At 58.7% G+C, this 18,385-nt stretch carries 15 protein-coding genes and 1 pseudogene; 14 read left to right on the top strand and 2 right to left on the bottom strand.

The genetic code is table 11. The annotated features are described in order from the left end of the window. Position 1: 1 nt before the first annotated feature. The 5 genes and pseudogenes from ACA079_RS06015 to gpgF form a co-directional block, all read left to right on the top strand. Positions 2 to 1,033, top strand: a pseudogene (locus tag ACA079_RS06015) (HAMP domain-containing protein); the annotation flags it as partial. Between the two features lie 93 nt (positions 1,034 to 1,126). Next, positions 1,127 to 1,891 carry a methyl-accepting chemotaxis protein gene (locus ACA079_RS06010; protein WP_497704285.1) on the top strand — a complete coding sequence of 255 codons (765 nt, stop codon included), beginning with the start codon at positions 1,127 to 1,129 and terminating at the stop codon, positions 1,889 to 1,891. 190 nt (positions 1,892 to 2,081) lie between these two features. After that, positions 2,082 to 3,203, top strand: a complete 1,122-nt coding sequence (gene gpgS / locus ACA079_RS06005) for an N-acetylglucosaminyl phosphatidylglycerol synthase (protein WP_497702897.1) — start codon at positions 2,082 to 2,084, stop codon at positions 3,201 to 3,203. Continuing rightward, positions 3,196 to 3,972 (top strand): N-acetylglucosaminyl phosphatidylglycerol deacetylase, encoded by a 777-nt coding sequence (gene gpgD / locus ACA079_RS06000; RefSeq protein ID WP_497702896.1) that lies wholly within the window; start codon positions 3,196 to 3,198, stop codon positions 3,970 to 3,972. Before gpgS ends, gpgD begins: the two co-directional genes overlap by 8 nt. Next, entirely contained in the window at positions 3,969 to 4,964 is a 996-nt protein-coding gene (gpgF, locus tag ACA079_RS05995) for a glucosaminyl phosphatidylglycerol flippase (protein ID WP_497702895.1), read from the top strand. Before gpgD ends, gpgF begins: the two co-directional genes overlap by 4 nt. A 335-nt stretch (positions 4,965 to 5,299) precedes the next feature. On the opposite strand, the gene purU is transcribed toward gpgF, so the two are convergent. Then, positions 5,300 to 6,148, bottom strand: a complete 849-nt coding sequence (purU, locus tag ACA079_RS05990) for a formyltetrahydrofolate deformylase (protein ID WP_497702894.1) — start codon at positions 6,146 to 6,148, stop codon at positions 5,300 to 5,302. 339 nt (positions 6,149 to 6,487) lie between these two features. On the opposite strand from purU, the gene mvaT reads away from it, so the two are divergent. Then, positions 6,488 to 6,865 carry a histone-like nucleoid-structuring protein MvaT gene (mvaT, locus tag ACA079_RS05985; RefSeq protein ID WP_007933316.1) on the top strand — a complete coding sequence of 126 codons (378 nt, stop codon included), beginning with the start codon at positions 6,488 to 6,490 and terminating at the stop codon, positions 6,863 to 6,865. 100 nt (positions 6,866 to 6,965) lie between these two features. Here the strand turns inward: mvaT and sbcB are convergent, their stop codons facing one another. Next, entirely contained in the window at positions 6,966 to 8,396 is a 1,431-nt protein-coding gene (gene sbcB / locus ACA079_RS05980) for an exodeoxyribonuclease I (RefSeq protein WP_497702893.1), read from the bottom strand. A 183-nt stretch (positions 8,397 to 8,579) separates the two neighbouring features. Between sbcB and ACA079_RS05975 the strand changes: the two genes are divergently transcribed. From ACA079_RS05975 to ACA079_RS05940, 8 genes are all read left to right on the top strand, one after another. Then, positions 8,580 to 9,305, top strand: coding sequence for an RDD family protein (locus ACA079_RS05975; RefSeq protein ID WP_497702892.1), 726 nt, complete (start codon positions 8,580 to 8,582; stop codon positions 9,303 to 9,305). Further along, on the top strand, positions 9,302 to 10,279 hold the full coding sequence (locus ACA079_RS05970; RefSeq protein ID WP_497702891.1) for a stage II sporulation protein M: 978 nt from the start codon (positions 9,302 to 9,304) through the stop codon (positions 10,277 to 10,279). The genes ACA079_RS05975 and ACA079_RS05970 overlap by 4 nt, the downstream gene beginning before the upstream one ends. Then, positions 10,266 to 11,810: a DUF4129 domain-containing protein gene (locus tag ACA079_RS05965; protein WP_497702890.1), complete on the top strand. Its 1,545-nt coding sequence runs from the start codon at positions 10,266 to 10,268 to the stop codon at positions 11,808 to 11,810. Before ACA079_RS05970 ends, ACA079_RS05965 begins: the two co-directional genes overlap by 14 nt. Continuing rightward, on the top strand, positions 11,807 to 12,970 hold the full coding sequence (locus ACA079_RS05960) for a DUF4350 domain-containing protein (RefSeq protein ID WP_497702889.1): 1,164 nt from the start codon (positions 11,807 to 11,809) through the stop codon (positions 12,968 to 12,970). The genes ACA079_RS05965 and ACA079_RS05960 overlap by 4 nt, the downstream gene beginning before the upstream one ends. A gap of 157 nt (positions 12,971 to 13,127) precedes the next feature. Beyond that, a complete protein-coding gene (locus tag ACA079_RS05955) occupies positions 13,128 to 14,276 on the top strand; it encodes a tyrosine-type recombinase/integrase (protein ID WP_497702888.1) in 1,149 nt (382 codons plus the stop codon). After that, a complete protein-coding gene (locus tag ACA079_RS05950) occupies positions 14,276 to 15,952 on the top strand; it encodes a site-specific integrase (RefSeq protein ID WP_497702887.1) in 1,677 nt (558 codons plus the stop codon). Before ACA079_RS05955 ends, ACA079_RS05950 begins: the two co-directional genes overlap by 1 nt. Beyond that, positions 15,949 to 17,847 (top strand): site-specific integrase, encoded by a 1,899-nt coding sequence (locus ACA079_RS05945; protein WP_497702886.1) that lies wholly within the window; start codon positions 15,949 to 15,951, stop codon positions 17,845 to 17,847. The genes ACA079_RS05950 and ACA079_RS05945 overlap by 4 nt, the downstream gene beginning before the upstream one ends. Beyond that, positions 17,844 to 18,272, top strand: a complete 429-nt coding sequence (locus tag ACA079_RS05940) for a TetR family transcriptional regulator (protein WP_497702885.1) — start codon at positions 17,844 to 17,846, stop codon at positions 18,270 to 18,272. Before ACA079_RS05945 ends, ACA079_RS05940 begins: the two co-directional genes overlap by 4 nt. The last annotated feature ends 113 nt before the right edge of the window (positions 18,273 to 18,385 follow it).

The raw sequence follows: 18,385 nt of genomic DNA, 5'->3' as shown, positions 1-18,385 counted from the left end.
CATGAACAAAAATCTGCGCTTCAGCCACAAAATCCTGCTTGCCGCCGCCCTCATCGTCATTGCCGCCTTCGCCTCGTTCACGCTGTACAACGACTATTTGCAGCGCAACGCCATTCGCGAAGACCTGGATAACTACCTCAATGAGATGGGAGACGTCACCGCCAACAACATCCAGACCTGGCTGGCCGGCCGTATCCTGCTGATCGACAACCTCGCCCAGAACATCGCCATCAACCCCGAACAGGCCACCGTCTCCAGCCTGCTTGAACAGAAAGCCCTGACGTCGACCTTCATGGCGTCCTACCTGGGCGACGCCACCGGCCACTTCACCATCCGCCCGGATGCGAAGATGCCCGACGGCTTCGACCCACGGGTTCGCCCTTGGTACAAAGGCGCCGAAAGCAGCAGCACCGCCACCCTGACCGAACCCTACATCGACGCAGCCACCGGCCAGACCATCATCTCGATCGCCACCGCCTCGAAAAAGGCCGGGCAAAGCGTGGGTGTGGTGGGCGGCGACCTGAGCCTGCAAACCCTGATCGACACCCTCAGCGCCCGCGACTTCGACGGTATGGGTTACGCGTTCCTGGTGAGTGCCGACGGCAAGATTCTGGTCCACCCGGAAAAAGCCATGGTGATGAAATCCCTGAGCGAGGCGTACCCGAAAAATACCCCGCGCCTCAGCAGCGACTTCAGTGAAGTGGAAGTCGACGGCAAAACCCGCATCGTCACCTTCACCCCGATCAAAGGCCTGCCATCGGTCAACTGGTACATCGGTCTGTCGGTGGATAAAGACAAAGCCTTCTCGATGCTCACCGAATTCCGCGCCTCGGCGGTCGTTGCGACGGTCATTGCCGTAGCCATCATCATCGCTCTGCTGGGCATGCTGATCCGCATCCTGATCCAGCCGCTGCACGTCATGACCCGCGCCATGGCAGACATCGCCGACGGCGAAGGCGACCTGACCAAACGCCTGACCATCGTCAACAACGACGAATTCGGTGTCCTCGGTACCGCGTTCAACCGCTTCGTGGAACGCATTCACGGTTCGATCCGCGAAGTGTCGTCGGCCACCGGGCAAGTCAACGAAGTGGCCCTGCGTGTCGTGGCCGCCTCGAACTCGTCGATGTTCAACTCCGACCAACAGGCTTCGCGCACCAGCAGCGTGGCCGCGGCGATCAATCAGCTCGGCGCCGCCGCTCAGGAAATCGCCCGCAACGCAGCCCAAGCATCGAGTCAGGCCAGCGATGCCCGCAACCTGGCCGAAGATGGCCAGCAAGTGGTGGATCGCAGCATTGTCGCGATGAATCAGCTGTCGAGCATGCTCAGCGCCTCGAGCACCAACATCGAATCGCTGAACAGCAAAACCGTGAACATCGGGCAGATTCTCGAAGTGATCACCAGCATCTCCCAGCAAACCAACTTGCTGGCGCTCAACGCGGCCATCGAAGCGGCGCGCGCCGGTGAAGCCGGACGTGGTTTTGCCGTGGTGGCCGATGAAGTGCGCAACCTGGCGCACCGCACTCAAGAATCGGCGCAACAGGTGCAGACCATGATCGAGGAGCTGCAAGTCGGCGCCCGCGAATCCGTCAGCACCATGAGCGACAGCCAGCGCCACAGTCAGGACAGCGTCGAAATCGCCAACCTGGCCGGCGAGCGGTTGAACAGCGTGACGTTGCGTATTGGCGAGATTGACGGGATGAACCAGTCGGTGGCCACGGCGACCGAGGAACAGACTGCGGTGGTTGAGTCGATCAATGTGGACATTACCGAGATCAACACACTGAATCAGGAAGGGGTGGAGAATCTGCAGTCGACGTTGCGGGCGTGTGCCGATCTTGAGCAGCAGGCGGCGCGCCTTAAACAGTTGGTAGGCAGTTTCCGTATTTAGTGCCTGATCCGGCCCCATCGCGAGCAAGCTCGGCTCCTACAGGTTCACGCTAAACCCTGTAGGAGCATGGCTTGCCCGCGATGGCGGTCTATCAAACATCGCTAAACCTCACTGACACACTGCCACAAAACCCCAACCGAACATCTATCCTTCATAAAGGTCAACCAAGGGAGCCCAACGGACCGGAGGGATGTTCATCGTGCATATCGCTGACATAACCATGTTCTACGCCCCTGCCAGCGGTGGCGTGCGCACTTATCTGGATGCAAAGCACCGTCGCCTGAGCATCAAGCCGGGCATTCGCCACAGTCTGCTGATCCCTGGGGCTTACTTGAGTGAACAGGATGGCGTTTACACGGTTCCGGCCCCCGCCCTGCCCTTCGGCAAGGGATATCGTTTCCCCCTCCGTCTCGCGCCATGGCGCAATGTTCTGCAGGACTTACAGCCTGACCTGATCGAGGTCGGCGACCCTTACCTTACTGCTTGGGCGGCCCTCGACGCCCGGCGGCAACTCGATGTCCCGGTGATCGGCTTTTATCATTCGGATCTGCCGCTGCTGGTCAGCAATCGCATGGGCAACTGGGTCACCACCAACGTCGAAGCCTATGTCAGCAAGCTCTATGGCAACTTCGATCGGGTTCTGGCGCCCAGCCAGGTCATGGCCGACAAACTGATCGGACTGGGGGTGAAGAACGTTTTCGTGCAACCGCTGGGCGTTGACTTGCAAACCTTCAATCCCGCTGCACGAGACACGGGCCTGCGGGTCGAATTGGGCATAGATGAAAACACTCATTTGCTGATCTTCGCCGGGCGCGGCTCCAAGGAAAAAAACCTGCCGGTGCTGCTCGACTGCATGAAACGCCTGGGCCGACGCTATCACCTGCTGCTGGTAGGTTCGTCGATGCCCGCCGCAGTGCCCGACAACGTCACCGTGATCGGTGAGTTCTGTACGGCGGCACACGTGGCGCGATTGATGGCCAGCGCCGATGCGCTGCTGCATGCCGGCGATCAGGAAACATTCGGCCTGGTGGTTCTTGAAGCCATGGCCAGCGGCATTCCGGTGGTGGCCGTGGCAGCCGGGTCCTTTCAGGAAATCATCACCGATCAATGCGGCCTGCTCTGCCCGCCGAATAATCCATTGGCGATGGCCAACGCGGTCCGCGAGCTGTTCAGTTCGGGCAGCGTAGTTTTGGGCAAACAGGCCCGCAGCCATGTCGAGCGGCATTACTCCTGGGACACGGTGGTCAACAGCCTGCTGGGGCACTATCACGCCGTGCTCGGCAGCCACTGGCCGCTGACGGCCAATGGTTGAGCCCATGAACCGGCCCAGCCTGTTACTCGTGCTGCACGACGTCGCACCGCAAACCTGGGCCGATTATCAACCCTTTGTCGAAGCCGTCGACGCCTTGGGCGAAGTGCCGATGACCTGGCTGGTGGTGCCCAATTTCCACAAGCACAACGATCTGGAGGAGCATCCGGGATTTCGACGTATGCTCACCCGTCGTATCGCCCGAGGTGACGAACTGGCATTGCACGGTTACTTTCATTGCGATGAAGAGCCGCCCCCCCACACACCACGAGATTGGTTCATGCGCCGGATCTACACCCACGAAGGCGAGTTTTACAGCCTGTCTCAAGACGCCGCCCTCGCCCGCCTGCGCGCCGGCATCGAAGTGTTCCACCGTTATCACTGGCCGCTGGAGGGCTTCGTCGCCCCGGCCTGGTTGATGAGCGAAGGGACGCGCCAGGCCTTGCGCCAGTTACCCCTCAGTTACACCAGCGATCCACAGCATCTGTATCGTCTACCGGACTTCACAGCAGTTGATGCACCAGGCCTGGTCTGGAGTGCGCGCAGTGCCTGGCGCCGGGGGGTGTCGAAGCTGGTCAGCGATCAACGTGAACAACGCTGGCGGCAAGCACCGGTGATTCGTCTCGGCCTGCACCCGGTCGATATGCGCCACGAGTTCTCGCGCACTTACTGGTTGCAAACCCTCAAGCGCTTGCTCGACGAGGGACGTGTGCCGATGACCAAGGCACGCTGGCTGGCGCTGCAAAGCGACCGTATCGGTCGCGCCGCATGAGTCGCGGGATTCTGCTGCTCGTCGCGCTGCTCGCTGCGGTGCTGATTCCGTCGCTGCTGGGCGGTAACGAAACCTGGTATCGGCTGCGAAGCTTTCCGCTGACATGGTTATTGATCATGTTCGGCATGATCCTGCTGTGCTGGGTGCTGAACACGATGCGCTTGCGCCTGTTGTTAGGGGATCAGCGTGACAAGGTGGGCCCGCTGAAAAGTCTCGGGGTGGTGATGGCCGCCGAGTTTGCCTATTGCGCCACACCGGGCGGCAGCGGCGGTCCGCTGACGATCATGGCGCTGTTGGCGCGCAATGGCGTGCGTCCGGCCCGGGGCAGCGCCGTGTTTGCCATGGATCAACTGAGCGATCTGCTGTTTTTTCTCTGCGCGCTGAGCGGGATCCTGATTTATGCGTTGTTCCAGCACCTCAGCCAACGCATGGAATGGCTGCTGACCGTCAGCGCCATTTCGATGTTCGGCGGGTTGTTCAGTTGCGTGGTGGTCGCCCGCTACCATCGTATGCTGATTCGTCTGAGCGGTCGGTTGCTCGCTCGCCTGAATGTCAAAACCACCACGCGCCTGCGCTGGGCGCGAAAACTCCTGCACTTTCTGGCGGCGTTCACGGACACACTGAAGCTGCCCTTTCAGACGCTCATCACGGTGTTTGCCCTGACGTGCCTGCATTGGATCTTGCGCTATAGCGTGCTGTATCTGGCGTTGCGTGGGCTTGGGGCGGATTTGCAGTGGGCCTGGAGCTTTCTGATCCAGATGCTTTCGCTGAGCGCGGGGCAGTTCAGCCTGTTACCGGGCGGTGCCGGGGCGGCGGAGTTGACGTCGGCGGCGCTGCTGGCGCCGATGGTGGGGAAGTCCACCGCGGCGGCGGCGATTCTGATCTGGCGGGCGGTGACTTATTACTTCTACTTGGTGGTGGGTGGTCCGGTATTTTTGTTGATGCTCGGACGGCCGCTGCTGAAGAAGTTGCTGAAACTCAAGCAAGCCTAAAAGATCGCAGCCTTCGGCAGCTCCTACATGGATCGCGTTCCCCTGTAGGAGCTGCCGGAGGCTGCGATCTTTTCAGGCGTCCCCGGGTTTATCGTCGGACTCATCCTGCAACTGTTCCCACAACTCGGCGGCACCGGGAAACTCCGTGCCGTCTTCTGGGCTCATGTCATCCGGGTCGTAACGACTCAAACACCCTTCGCCTAATGTGACGGGAGCTTTGGATGTTGCTTTGTCCAGTGGATCGGCCATGGTCATGTCCTCAGTGCAGAAACGGCGAAGGGCCTGAAGCGATTGAACGCCCAGGCCCTTCGAATTTCAACTGTGTTGTATGGCTGTCAGAACACTACGGTTTTGTTGCCGTGCACCAGCACCCGATCTTCCAGGTGATAACGCAGACCACGGGCCAGCACCATCTTCTCGACGTCCCGACCGAAACGCACCATGTCGTCGATGCTGTCACTGTGGCTGACGCGAACGACGTCCTGTTCGATGATCGGACCGGCATCCAGCTCTTCAGTCACGTAGTGGCAAGTAGCGCCAATCAACTTCACGCCACGCAAAGATGCCTGGTGATACGGCTTGGCACCGACGAACGACGGCAGGAAGCTGTGGTGAATGTTGATGACCTTGTGAGCATATTCGCGGCACAACTCGGGCGGCAGGATTTGCATGTAGCGGGCAAGTACGATCACTTCGGCATCGTGCTGTTTGACCAGGCGCGAGACTTCAGCGAATGCCGGCTCTTTGTCCTGCGGATTGACCGGTACGTGGTAATACGGAATCCCGTGCCACTCGACCATGCTGCGCAAGTCGTCATGGTTGGAGATCACGCAGGAAATTTCGCAATCCAGCTCATCACTGTGCCAGCGGTGCAACAAGTCGGCGAGACAGTGAGACTCGCGACTGGCCATCAGTACCACGCGCTTTTTCTGCTCGGTATCGGTGATGCGCCAGTTCATCGAGAACTCTTCGGCAATCGGTGCAAACGCTTCGCGTAAGGCGTCGATACCGAAGGGCAGCGAATCGGCACGAATTTCGTGACGCATGAAGAACCAGCCACTGAGATTGTCCGAGTGATGGCTCGCTTCAGTGATCCAGCCGTTATGTGACGCCAGAAAGTTACTGACTTTAGCAACGATGCCGACGCGGTCCGGGCAAGCAATCACCAGCCGAAAAGTGCGCATGAGGGTCAAACTCCAGAACTTCGCAAAGGCGGCCATTCTAGCGATTGCGCAGCAAAACTGCAGTATTGATGACGTTTTGCCCGGCACAAAGGTTGGCAACAGAGGTTCTGGCAGCACCCGCTACCCTCGCGATGGTGTTCCTGTTGCCAATCTTCAAGTGCCCAATTGTGAATATTCGTGATGACTGCATCACACTATTTAACTACACCGGCAATTTATGCCTATTCACCGTAACTAATTTAAATAAAACTCCGGTTAAATGTTTACTTGATGAAACACCCTGACTATTATTGCCGCACTGTCACCTGCCATCCAGCGCCCCAACATAAGGTAGTCCTCATGTCCTTGATCAACGAATACCGCGCCACCGAAGAAGCTATCAAAGAGCTGCAAGCCCGTTTGAAGAACCTGTCCCAAGACGACAAACTGCAAACCGAGCTGGAATTCGAAGGCAAACTGCGCACCCTGATGGGCGAGTACTCCAAGTCCCTGCGTGACATCATTGCGCTACTGGATCCAGAGTCCAAAACCAAAGCACCACGCGGCGGCGCAGTAAAAACTACTGGCACCAAGCGTGCTCGCAAAGTTAAACAATACAAAAACCCGCATAACGGCGAAGTCATCGAAACCAAAGGTGGCAACCACAAGACTCTGAAAGAGTGGAAAGCCAAGTGGGGCGGTGACGTGGTTGAAGGCTGGGCTACCCTGCTGGGCTAAGCCGTAGCGCTTGTCGCAGACTCATCCGCGACAAAAAAGAACGCCAGCATCTGCTGGCGTTTTTTTATGCCCGGGATTCAGAACCCGAACATTTTCGTTTTCAAAGATTCAAACGTTTGCGTAATCCTTCGACATAATTCTGCCATTCATTCAGCACCTCTCGCTGAAACGATGTAGCCGTAGTACTCCATTGGGCGGCGGCCTCTTCAAAAGTTTCCAGCGTATTTGGCGCCCCCCACTCGGGTGCTGACAAACGTTGCTGACAGAATATTCTCCAGCGTTCTTGCTCTTCGAAATTCAACGTATCGGGGAAGTTGCGTGCGCGATATCGAAACAATAATTCAGGCAATCGTTCATCATCGAAAGGCCATTGTTGTTGCGCTAATTGAGCAGGGTCGGCAGACCTGACTTGCTCACAAAGACGCCGATCCCGATCACCGATAAAACCATCGTATAACTGTTGCTCAGGGTCTTGGCTCGAGGTGAAATCTTCGCTGGCGTAAATCGCCTGAACTTTATCTCGCCAAACTGTTTGTGCGTCACTTAGCCGCAGTGCGCGCTCTTGGTAGAGCGACATATCCAGCCCCAAACGTTGCTGATCTTCAGAGCGAAGTACCGACAACGGCGCCACCACCGGGCATTTATTGATGTGGATAAGTTTGAGCGGCACCGGCAACTCGCCCTCGGCCAAGTCATCGCGGCGGGTATACAGCCGTTGACGCAAGGTGTCGGCATCAAGATCGAGCAAGCCCTGAGGGTCCAGGTGCAGGTCACAGACAATCAAGGCGTTCTTGTTGCGCGGGTGCCAGGCCAAGGGCAGCACCACACCGACATAATTGCGCGCCGCTGAAAAGCGCCCGGAGATGTGCACCATCGGCTGCAACAGCCGAATCTGATCCATCACCTTTTGTTTACCGCGCAACTGAAACAACCAGTCATACAACTTCGGCTGCTTTTCCCGGATCAGACGCGCCAGGGCGATGGTGGCTCGAACGTCCGATAGCGCTTCGTGAGCATTTCCGTGATCGATGCCATTGGCGGCGGTCAGGCGTTCGAGTTTGAGCGTTATCCGCCCCTCGTCGTCCGTCGGCCAAACGATGCCGTCAGGGCGCAAGGCATAGGCTGCACGCACCACATCGATCAGGTCCCAGCGGCTATTGCCACCCTGCCACTCGCGCGCATAAGGGTCGAAAAAGTTTCGGTAAAGACTGTAACGGGTCATCTCGTCGTCGAAACGCAACGTGTTGTACCCCGCCCCACACGTGCCGGGCGCAGCGAGTTGGGCATGCACCCGGGTCATGAAATCGGCTTCGCTCAAGCCTTGCTCGGCCAGTCGGCCGGGCGTAATACCCGTGATCACACAGGCCGCCGGATGGGGCAGGATGTCTTCACTGGGCTGGCAGTAAAGGTTGACCGGCTCGTCTATTTCATTGAGATCGAAGTCAGTGCGAATCCCCGCCATTTGCAGCGGGCGGTCGCAACGGGGGTTGATGCCAGTGGTTTCATAGTCGTACCAGAAGATAGAGGTCACGGGCTATTCCTGAACTGAAGATCGGCGAAGTCTAGGCGTTCACATCCCGCCCCGGCCAGTAATCTCGTCATTCAATCACCTCTGGCCACTTGCCGTGCAATACATAGTTATGTCGTTTTCCCCCGAGAGGCTGCTAGCATCGGACGGACATCGAATCCCGAACAGGCCACATCAAGGTTGCCCATGCTCGAGACCACAGCACTGCCAAGGAAAGCGACGCTGTCCCCGCCACTGGATACGCGGTATCAAGTCGAAACGCCGGAAGGCATCGACCTGCCACTGCGCCCGGCCGGGTTGATGGTTCGTGCGCTGGCGTTCGCCATCGATCTCGGGCTGCGCGGGTTGATCGTCGGCCTGCTGTTTATTGTCCTGGCATTCCTCGGGAAACTCGGTGCAGGGCTCGGCTCGATTCTGTTGTTCGTGGTGAGCTGGTGGTACATGGTGCTGTTCGAAGTGCTCAATCAGGGTCGTTCGCCAGGCAAGCAATGGATGGGCCTGCGGGTGGTGCAGGACGATGGCACGCCGATCGGCTGGTCTGCTTCGCTGCTGCGCAACCTGCTGCGATTTGTCGACATGCTGCCGTTCGGCTATTTCCTCGGGGCTATCAGTTGCCTGCAACATCCCACCTTCAAACGCCTCGGTGACCTGGCTGCCGGCACGCTGGTGATCTACCGCGAACAACCGCTCGCCCGACCACAACTGCCCACCGCTCAGCCCCGGCGCCCGGCCTTTGCGATAACGCTGGCAGAACAACGCGCCATCCTCGGGTTTGCCGAGCGTCAGGGTGAACTCTCTGAAGCACGGGTCAAAGAGCTGGCGACCATACTCGCGCAACCGTTGCGGGTGTCGGCGCCAGGGGCCGTGGACGAACTCAATGGCATCGCCCGCGGCTTGTTGGGCCCCACATGAAGCAAAGCCTTTTCGAAAGTCGCCACAAGGCCGAATGGGAGCAATTTGCCCTTGTGCTTGAACAGCTGGAGCAAGGCAAGGAAGCCGAAGGAGTCGCCGGTTTCCCCAGCGATTATCGTCGTCTCTGCCAGCATCTGGCGCTGGCCCAGGAACGTGGTTACAGCAGTTTTCTGATCGACTCGTTACAGCAACAAGTGCTGCGCGGGCATCAACAGCTTTATCGCCACCGCAGTCGACTGGGTGCCAACGTGCTGGGCTTCATCCTGGCTGACTTCCCGCGACTGGTGCGCGAACAGTGGCGCTTCGTACTCGCCGCTGGCCTGATGTTTTTTGGCAGCCTGATCGGCATCGCACTGCTGGTGTATCTGTTCCCCGACCTGGTCTACAACCTGATCCCGGCCGAGCAGGTCAGCGAGATGCAAGGCATGTACGACCCCGAGGCCGGTCACCTGGGGCGTTCGGCGGAACGGGCGGCCAGTGAAGACTGGGTGATGTTCGGTTACTACATCATGCACAACATCGGCATCGCCTTTCAGACCTTCGCCAGCGGTTTGCTGTTTGGCCTGGGCAGCGCGTTTTTCCTGTTCTTCAACGGTTTGATGATTGGTGCGGTGGCCGGGCACCTGACGCACATCGGCTACGGGCAAACCTTCTGGTCATTCGTGGTTGGCCACGGCGCCTTCGAACTAAGTGCTATCGCCCTGGCCGGTGCCGCCGGCCTGCAATTGGGTTGGGCATTGATCGCGCCGGGGCGCCTGCCCCGCTCCGAAGCCCTGCGGTTGGCGGCGCGAAAGAGCGTATTGCTGATTTGCGGGGTCATGCTGTTTCTGCTGATTGCGGCGTTTATCGAAGCTTACTGGTCGTCCACGATCGGGGTCGCACCCGTGACCAAATACCTGGTCGGCGCAGCGCTCTGGTTGTTGGTCGCGACTTATCTGTTGTTTGCCGGACGGACCCGCCATGCGCCTGAGTGACGCCACGGTCGTGATCCGCCCGCGCACCACCTGGGAAGCCATGGACTTGGGGGTTCTGCTGAGCCAGCGACACCGGCGCCTGCTGATGACCAGTTGGGCCATCGTGACCTTGCCGATTTTCGCCCTGCTCAGCTGGGTGCTGTGGGATTCGCCCTCCCTCGCCGTGTTCATTTTCTGGTGGCTGAAACCGGCGTTCGACCGCCTGCCGCTGTACATACTGTCCAAAGCCATGTTTGGCGAAACGCCCACACTGAAGCAGGCGCTGCGCCAATTTCCGCGGCTGCTCAAACCGCAACTGCTGGCGAGTCTGACCTGGCGACGCCTGAACCTGAGTCGCAGTTTCCTGATGCCAGTTGTGCAACTCGAAGGGCTGAGTGGTGAGCCACGACAACAGCGCTTGCAGGTGCTGTTGCAGCGCAACGCCGGTGCCGCGCGGTGGCTGACCATCATCGGCGTACACCTGGAAAGCGCGTTATGGATCGGCCTGATGGTGCTGTTCTACATGTTCTTGCCGCAACAGGTCGAACTCGACTGGAGCTGGCAGACCTTGATCACCGCCGCCACACAGGACTGGCGATGGCTGGAACACCTGACCAACGCCTTTTACGCACTGGTGCTGATTGTCTGGGAACCGGTTTATGTCGCCTGCGGTTTCAGCCTCTATCTGAATCGGCGCACGGTGCTGGAGGCCTGGGATATCGAGTTGGTGTTCCGCCGCATGCGCCAACGCCTGACCAGCGCCGCCGTCACCCTGCTGCTGGCAGCGTTCCTGCTGATGCCGACAGCACAAACTGTATGGGCCGCCGAGCCAGTCATTTCACCCGACAGCCCACGCCTGCTGGACCAGCCACTGAGCAGTCAGGCATCCCGGGACAGCATCAAGGCGATCCTCGATCAGCCTCCGTTCAAGAACAAGGAATCGGTCACGCGCTATCGGTTTGGCGAAGAAAAACCAGCCGCCGAAACGGCGGACGATGACCAAACAACCGAATGGCTGGAGGCGCTGCTCAAGCTTCTGGACAACCAACGCTTCGGCGCAGCGGCCACTCTGATTGAAGTAGTGTTGTGGGGTGTCGTGATCGGTGCCATCGGTTTATTGATCTGGTATTACCGTGACTGGTTGCAAGCCTTCGTCAGCCGTCGACCGGCCTTGAACAGCAAGGTCGCGCGGCCGTTACCGCAACAGGCTTTCGGCCTGGACCTCAACCGCGAAACCCTGCCCGCCGACATCGCCGCCAGCGCCGAACGCCTCTGGCAAACCCATCCTCGCGAGGCCCTCGGGTTGCTCTATCGCGGTCTGCTCAGTCATTTGCTGCACGACTTCGACATGGCGCTGAAACCCGCCGACACCGAAGGTCAGGTCCTGGAGCGCATCGAACACCTGCAACAACCAGCCTTGCTGGCCTTCAGTAAAAACCTGACCGGGCACTGGCAGAACATGGCCTACGGGCATCGCCTGCCTCCCGCGCATCTGCAACAGGAACTCTGTGACGGCTGGCGAGCCTTGTTCGGCCCAGGAGCGGCGCGTTGAATCGGCAACGCTGGCTGGCGGTCGGCGTATTCATCGCCGTGCTATTGATCGCGCTGAGTGTTTATCTGTACGTCAAGGCGACGCCCTATCAGACAGACATCGATCACGGCCCCTCGCCCGAAGCCCAGGCCAATCCTTACCTCGCTGCCGAGCATTTCCTGCGCAAACAGAACCTGACCGTCAGTCACGCCAATAGCCTCGACATCCTGCCAACCCTGGAGCCGCATCAGCACAGTCTGTTGTTGCTCGGGGACCGGTACAACATGACCCCGCGCCAGATCGATCAGCTGTTGAACTGGACCCGGGCCGGCGGGCGTCTTTTGTTTGTCGCCCAGTCGTTGTGGGATGAAAAGACCGGCCAAAGCAATGACCTGTTGCTCGACCGGGTGCAGATTCACCAGTCGCTGAGCAAAGACCTCAAGGACCCGCCGCCCGATAGCGACGACGACCCATACCCCAAACTGACCAAGCTGTACCTGGAAGACGAAAACGCGCCGGCCTACGCCGGTTTCGATACTGCATTCCATCTCGAAGACCCGAAAAACCTCGCGCAAGCCTGGGCCAACAGCGGCAAAGCCACGCACATGATGCAGCTCAATCACGGGCTCGGTTCGATCATAGTGGTCACCGACGCCGACCTGTGGAAAACCCCGGCCATCGACCAGTACGACAACGCCTGGCTGCTGTGGTACCTGACCGCAGATACGAGCGTGACCCTGCTGTTCAACACCGATCACGACAGTCTGCTGACCTTGCTCCTGCGATATTTCCCCCAAGCATTGGTCGCCCTTTTTGCCCTGATCGGTCTTGGCTTCTGGCACGTCGGCGTACGCCAGGGGCCGCTGCTGGAACCGGCCCCAAGGGCCCGCCGCCAACTTCAGGAACACCTGCGCGCCAGCGCTGATTTCATGTTGCGCCGCAACGGTCAGCAGCACCTGGTGCAAGCCTTGCAGCACGACATCTTGCGTCGTGTGCGGCGCCGTCATCCCGGTTTCGAACAACTCGGCGTTGCCGAACAATGGCTGGTGCTCGCACGCCTGACCGGCCAACCCACACGCGCTATCAGCCAGGCCATGAGCCCGCGACCGAAGCAGCGGCAGTCCAGCGCTGAATTCAGCCGTCAGGTCGCCCACCTGCAAACCTTGAGGAACGCCTTATGATCTGACACCTTGCAAGCGTTAGATCCCCATTGTATTAGATGACAGCCCCTTACGACCTCATAGCCTGAGTTGGTGATTAAGGGGCGATCTAATAGCCCCTAAATCTGCAAAAGCAGACTTAAGGGATTGGGAGTCTGGTCAATGCAGGGGATGGTTGATGGAGCTTGTGAGGGCAACTCAAGATTTTGTGATTGATGGGCAACCTTACCCGGGGTTCCCCATTCTTCTGTGGGATTCGATGGAGAGTTGCGTCCCCGCCAATCAGTTCTTTCGCAAATACCTGCTTCGCGGGCAGATTGGGTCTGATCGTTCCTGGCCCAGTACTGGGCGCGCTCTTTACGATTTCTTCAGCTTCCTCCAAGCCCATGAGTTGGACTGGCGCGACGTTGATCGTGGCGAGGCGAAGAGTCTAGTGGCAGCCTATCGGGACTACTGCCTGACCACGTGCAAACTGACACGCAACACCACTCGCCAGCGCTTGACTTACATCTGCAAATTCTACGAGTACGCCCTGAAAGAGGGATGGGTGAAACGCGTGCCCTTCACCTATGAAGAACGCAACGTAAAGCGCGAAGCGAGCTTCCTTGCGCATGTAGATGCCAGTGGCGGCAAGGCCATGGCAAACGACGTAATGCCCCGTACCTACAAGACCCTGCCCAAGTTTCTGAGCATGGCCGAGATCAAATCGCTCCTGACCGCAGCGGAGAACCCCCATCACCGGATGATGATGCGCCTAGCGCTGTATACGGGTCTGCGCCGCGAGGAAATCGCTGCCTTCCCGCTGGCCTATGTTTTCGACCCGGATAAGGCTGGACGAGCCGAACGCAACCTCCGCATTCGGCTCGATCCGTTCGACGGCAGCGGTATGGTGACTAAGGGCAGCAAGCCGCGGGATATTTACGTCAGCCGCAAATTCATGGCTGAACTCTATCGCTATGTGACGAAGGTGCGCGGCGAGCGCGCCTCCCTAAGCAAAGCTCCACAAAAGGCGTTGCTCCTTAACCAGTTCGGGGAACCGTATGGCGACGACGGCAAAAGCCTCAACCGGATCATCAGCAAGACCGGCAAGCGGGCTGCAATCAAAGTCCATACACACATGCTTCGGCATACCTATGCCACCCAGACCTTGGTCAGCCTCCAGCGCAACCCTGCAAGCGGGCTGGAGCCACTTGTTTTCGTTCAGCGGCAGCTCGGCCACAGTTCGATTCAGACAACCATGGTGTATCTGCACCTGGTCAACGAAATGGCCGACGAAGCGGTGTTGGCTTATGACGATGAATTGAACGCACTCGCGGGGGTAGCCTAATGCGTAAGCGCAAGATATTTGCCCGGACCGACCTCAGCGTCCCGCAAATCGAGCACAGCCACGATGCAGCAGGTAATGTGGTCATTCTGCCCGAGGCCATCCCTCCGACTAACACCATGGTTAGGTTCGGGCGGAACGCATCCAACTCCCGTAGCTTCAACTTCGCCCGATGGTATGGCGCTGGCATCAACCCTATCGCCTACGCCTGCCAACGCCAGATAGAGCGCTTCATCGCCAGCCAAGACGGCGCTCTTTCGGGCAGTACCGTGGCTGGCTGCTGCAATAGTGGACTGCGCTATTTTCTCGACTACTGCATGCTGCGAGCGACGGCTTTTGGCCGTGAACTTGCCCTTTCCGATGTGAACCGGGACATGATCGACGGTTACCTCAGCCATCTTGCCGGGATGGGCGTGTCGACTATCTCCCAGAGGAACCACTACACCAAGACCAAATCCGTGCTGCTCGCCTTGGGGCGGCGCGGGCTAATTCCCTTGGTCGCTTCCGGCGATATGGCTACCTTCCCACGCAATCCCTTTCCGAATATCAACCGCAAAGCCAAGGGCGAGACGGCGCTATCCAAGCGTGAGCGGCAAGCGTTCACGATGGCTTTGCGGGAGGCAATCAAGCCGCTCTGGGTCGACGACGCGCATGTGACCGGCGAACTACTGGTCTTCGCCCTGCTGATCGTTGCGCTGCACACAGGACGCAATACCACGCCATTACTGGAAATGCGCCGCGACTGCCTGCGCTCGCACCCCAAGGACAATACCGTGTTCCTAGTGCTGTGGAAGCGGCGTGGCTACAACACCAGCAAGGTGGCGCTGCGCGCCGATTCGAACGCCGAGAGCCTTCTGGAGTCCACGCCGAGCGTAAGAACCAACGTGGAGCGCCTTATCCGCCGCGTGATGTCCCTTACGGAGCCCCTGGACGCAGAGGTCCCCGACGAAATCAAGGGTCGCGTTTGGCTGTATCGCCGCACTAACAAGGGCCCCGGTCAGGTCACAACATTGAACAATTCAGCATTGGAGTTTCCGATAAAACGCCTAGTAGTCGAGCATGGTCTGATCGACAGCGACGGAAAGCCACTGCGCATCAACGTCTCGCGCCTGCGCAAGACCTTTGCCAACAGAATCTTCGAGCTGACCGGTGGCGATCTTCCGACCACCGCCGCGGCTCTCGGTAACACCCCACAGGTGGCCGACCAAAACTACCTGGCACCCGGCGAGGATACCCGTCGCAACTGGCAGTTCATGGGCGAGGTACTGGTGGAGGAGCTGCTGACTCGGTCCATCGGTGCGACCTACAAGGACACCCCCGTGGGCCGTTGCGCCGACTCGGTGAACGGCCAATACGCTCCGAAGCGCGAGGGCGCGACTTGTATGAGCTTTATGAACTGCCTGCGCTGCAAGCACTACGCGGTGACCGCAGAGGATCTGTACAAGGTGTTCAGTTTCTATTTCCGCGTACTGGCCGAACGCTCGCGCATGGACAAACGGCGCTGGGCACGGGAATACGCCCACATCCCCCGCTTGATAGACCACTATATCGTTGCCGAAGGGGTACGACGCGGTACCTTCAAAGCCACAGCCGTGGAAGCCGTCCGTGAGCGCGCCCGCACTTTACCGCACCCGTACTGGTCGGTCGATCTGATAGACAGTCTGGAGGTCTTTGTATGAGCTACAACACTATCGCGGAGCCAACCTGGCCTCCACTTGTTGCCCAGTCGGACGATGTGCGTGGCCTACCGGAATCCGAACGCGACGCCCTGATTATCAGCGCTACTCAGGTGGGTGGGCAGTGGGTCATCCTCAGCCGCTACGGCGACAATATCTGGCACATCGACGGTTTCACCAGTAACGTGAGAGCCAGCGTGAAACGACTGGACTTCAGTACCGTGCCGCCGGCGTTTCAGGTGGTGATGAAGGCGATGCTATACCGCTACCTACGCCGTGGTCGTAGCGGGGCAGGTCGACCTAGAGGCAATAAAATAGTACAAATTTTCTCTAATGCAAGGATATTTCTGAGGCACCTAGAAGCACTGAAACTCGATAACTTCGGCGCGGTGACACCCATGATCTGCGCTACCTATGTGGCCGCCTGCAAATCCCACCGGCAGTCACGTCGATCCAAGGGCATGCCGCTAACTCAGCAGTCACTGAAACACCGTTTCGACGTCATCGAAGCGCTCCATGAACTGAGTCAATACACCAAGGACCCGATGCCAATGCATCCTTGGCCTGAGACTTCCTCGTCGGCGATGGCGGGGCTTACCGGCAGCGGCGACGTTCGCAAGCAAGACGCCAAGACACCAATTATCCCCGATGATGTGTTCTGCATCCTGTTTGAGCGAGCCTACCAGCAGATTGAACGCGGCCAGCAATTGCTTGATCTGCGGGTTGCGCTGGATACCGTCGCGGCGCAACGTAAGGGGCAGACAGTATCGTCCATAACTCAAGCAAAGAATCGCCACTTAGGCGCCATTGGTTGGAAGAACGGTCTGAGGGCGTTCAACAAGGCCCTGATCGACATGCGCACGGCCTGCTACATCGTCCTGGCAAGCACCTCCGGCTGTCGCAACCACGAGCTGGCCAACTTACAGTCGGGTGCGCACCACCGCACCGAAGATGATGAAGGCACCATCTACCACTGGATGAGCTCACGTTCGGACAAAACCGACGCCGGTTTCCATGACTGGATGATACCTGAAGCCGCTGTACGCGCCCTGCGCCTTATGGAGCGCTGGAGTACGCCCTATCAGGCCAATGTCGCCACCGAGATCGTGCAACGACGCCGTGTAAACCCGCTTGATCCGCAGATCGTCGAGGCGCACAAGCACCGCCATGCGCTGTTTCTCGGCGTAGATTACAAGCAGGGCCATCAGGTGCGCACGCTTTCCAACAGTATCTGGAACTTTTACCTTAAGGCATTCGCAAAAGATTGCGGGTTGAGCTGGAATCTCGCAAGCCATCAGTTCCGCCGCAAGTTCGCCAACTACGCCGCGCACAGCCGCTTCGGTGATCTGCGCTACCTCAAAGAGCATTTCACTCACTGGTCGCTGGACATGACCTTGGGCTACGCCATGGACGATAACTGGGGGCAGCATCTGGAACTTGAGCTCTACGGTGATATTCACAGGGAGTTGGAAGATATAAAACTTGGCGTCGTCGATAACTGGCTGGGTGACATCTCCTTGGCCGGGGGCTATGGCCGCGCACTCAAACATTGGCAGCGTGAACCGCAGAACCTGCTGATCTTCAAGGATCACGCCTCGATGCTGAAGTCCATCGCCGAGAGCACAGCGATTCGCAGCAACGGCCATGCGTGGTGCACGGCGGACAATGATGGTTGCGTCGGCAATACCCTCGAGCGTACCCGCTGCGGCGACTGCAACCATGCCGTAATCGGGCGCAGACACGCACCCATCTACCAACGCCTTTACGATGATCTGAAAGGGCTGCTGCATTGCCCGGACATAGGCGAGGGCGGCCGTCAGCGCGTTGAGCGCAACCTGAATCGCTGCCGTGACGTACTGGCACAGTTGGGCATGGGCCCAGAGACTTTAATCGCATGAAACCCAAGGACAAGGCAACCAACTACAAGCCTGCCGAGGATCGCGAGAAGGATCTGAAGCTCGCTCTCTTCCGCATTCAGAAAGGCCGATCTCGTAACGGGGAAACCAAAGTAACCATCGCCGCAGTCGCCCGCGAGGCGGGCGTATCGACGGCACTGATCCACAACTACTATCCACGCATCGCCGAGGCTATTCGCGAGGCACAGGGGCGCTCCAGTCGTGCCATGCGAGATGTGAAGCACCAGGACTTGATTGCCGAGCGCAAGAAGTGCGCAGGCTACCGTCAAGAGATCGAGGAACTGCGAGCGAAGGTCGCCCATCTCGCATCAGTCAATGAGGTGATATTGGACGAGAACCGCATGCTCAAGGCTAAGATGAGCGACCGTAAAGTGGTTGAACTGGCCTCGAGGAATTCGCATGTTTAGTTAAGCCCTACCCTACCCAAGAAAATCCTCACAACGCTCAGTTAGAAAACGTCACGCTTGTCGGTATGAGATCAGCCAAAATCCGCAGTGAGGCCAGAATGTCATCAGCAACC

The sequence above is a fragment of the Pseudomonas sp. LBUM1645 genome (assembly GCF_059716185.1).
Note: the sequence above shows the minus strand (reverse complement) of the source record. Positions and strands in the feature narration are given on the sequence as shown.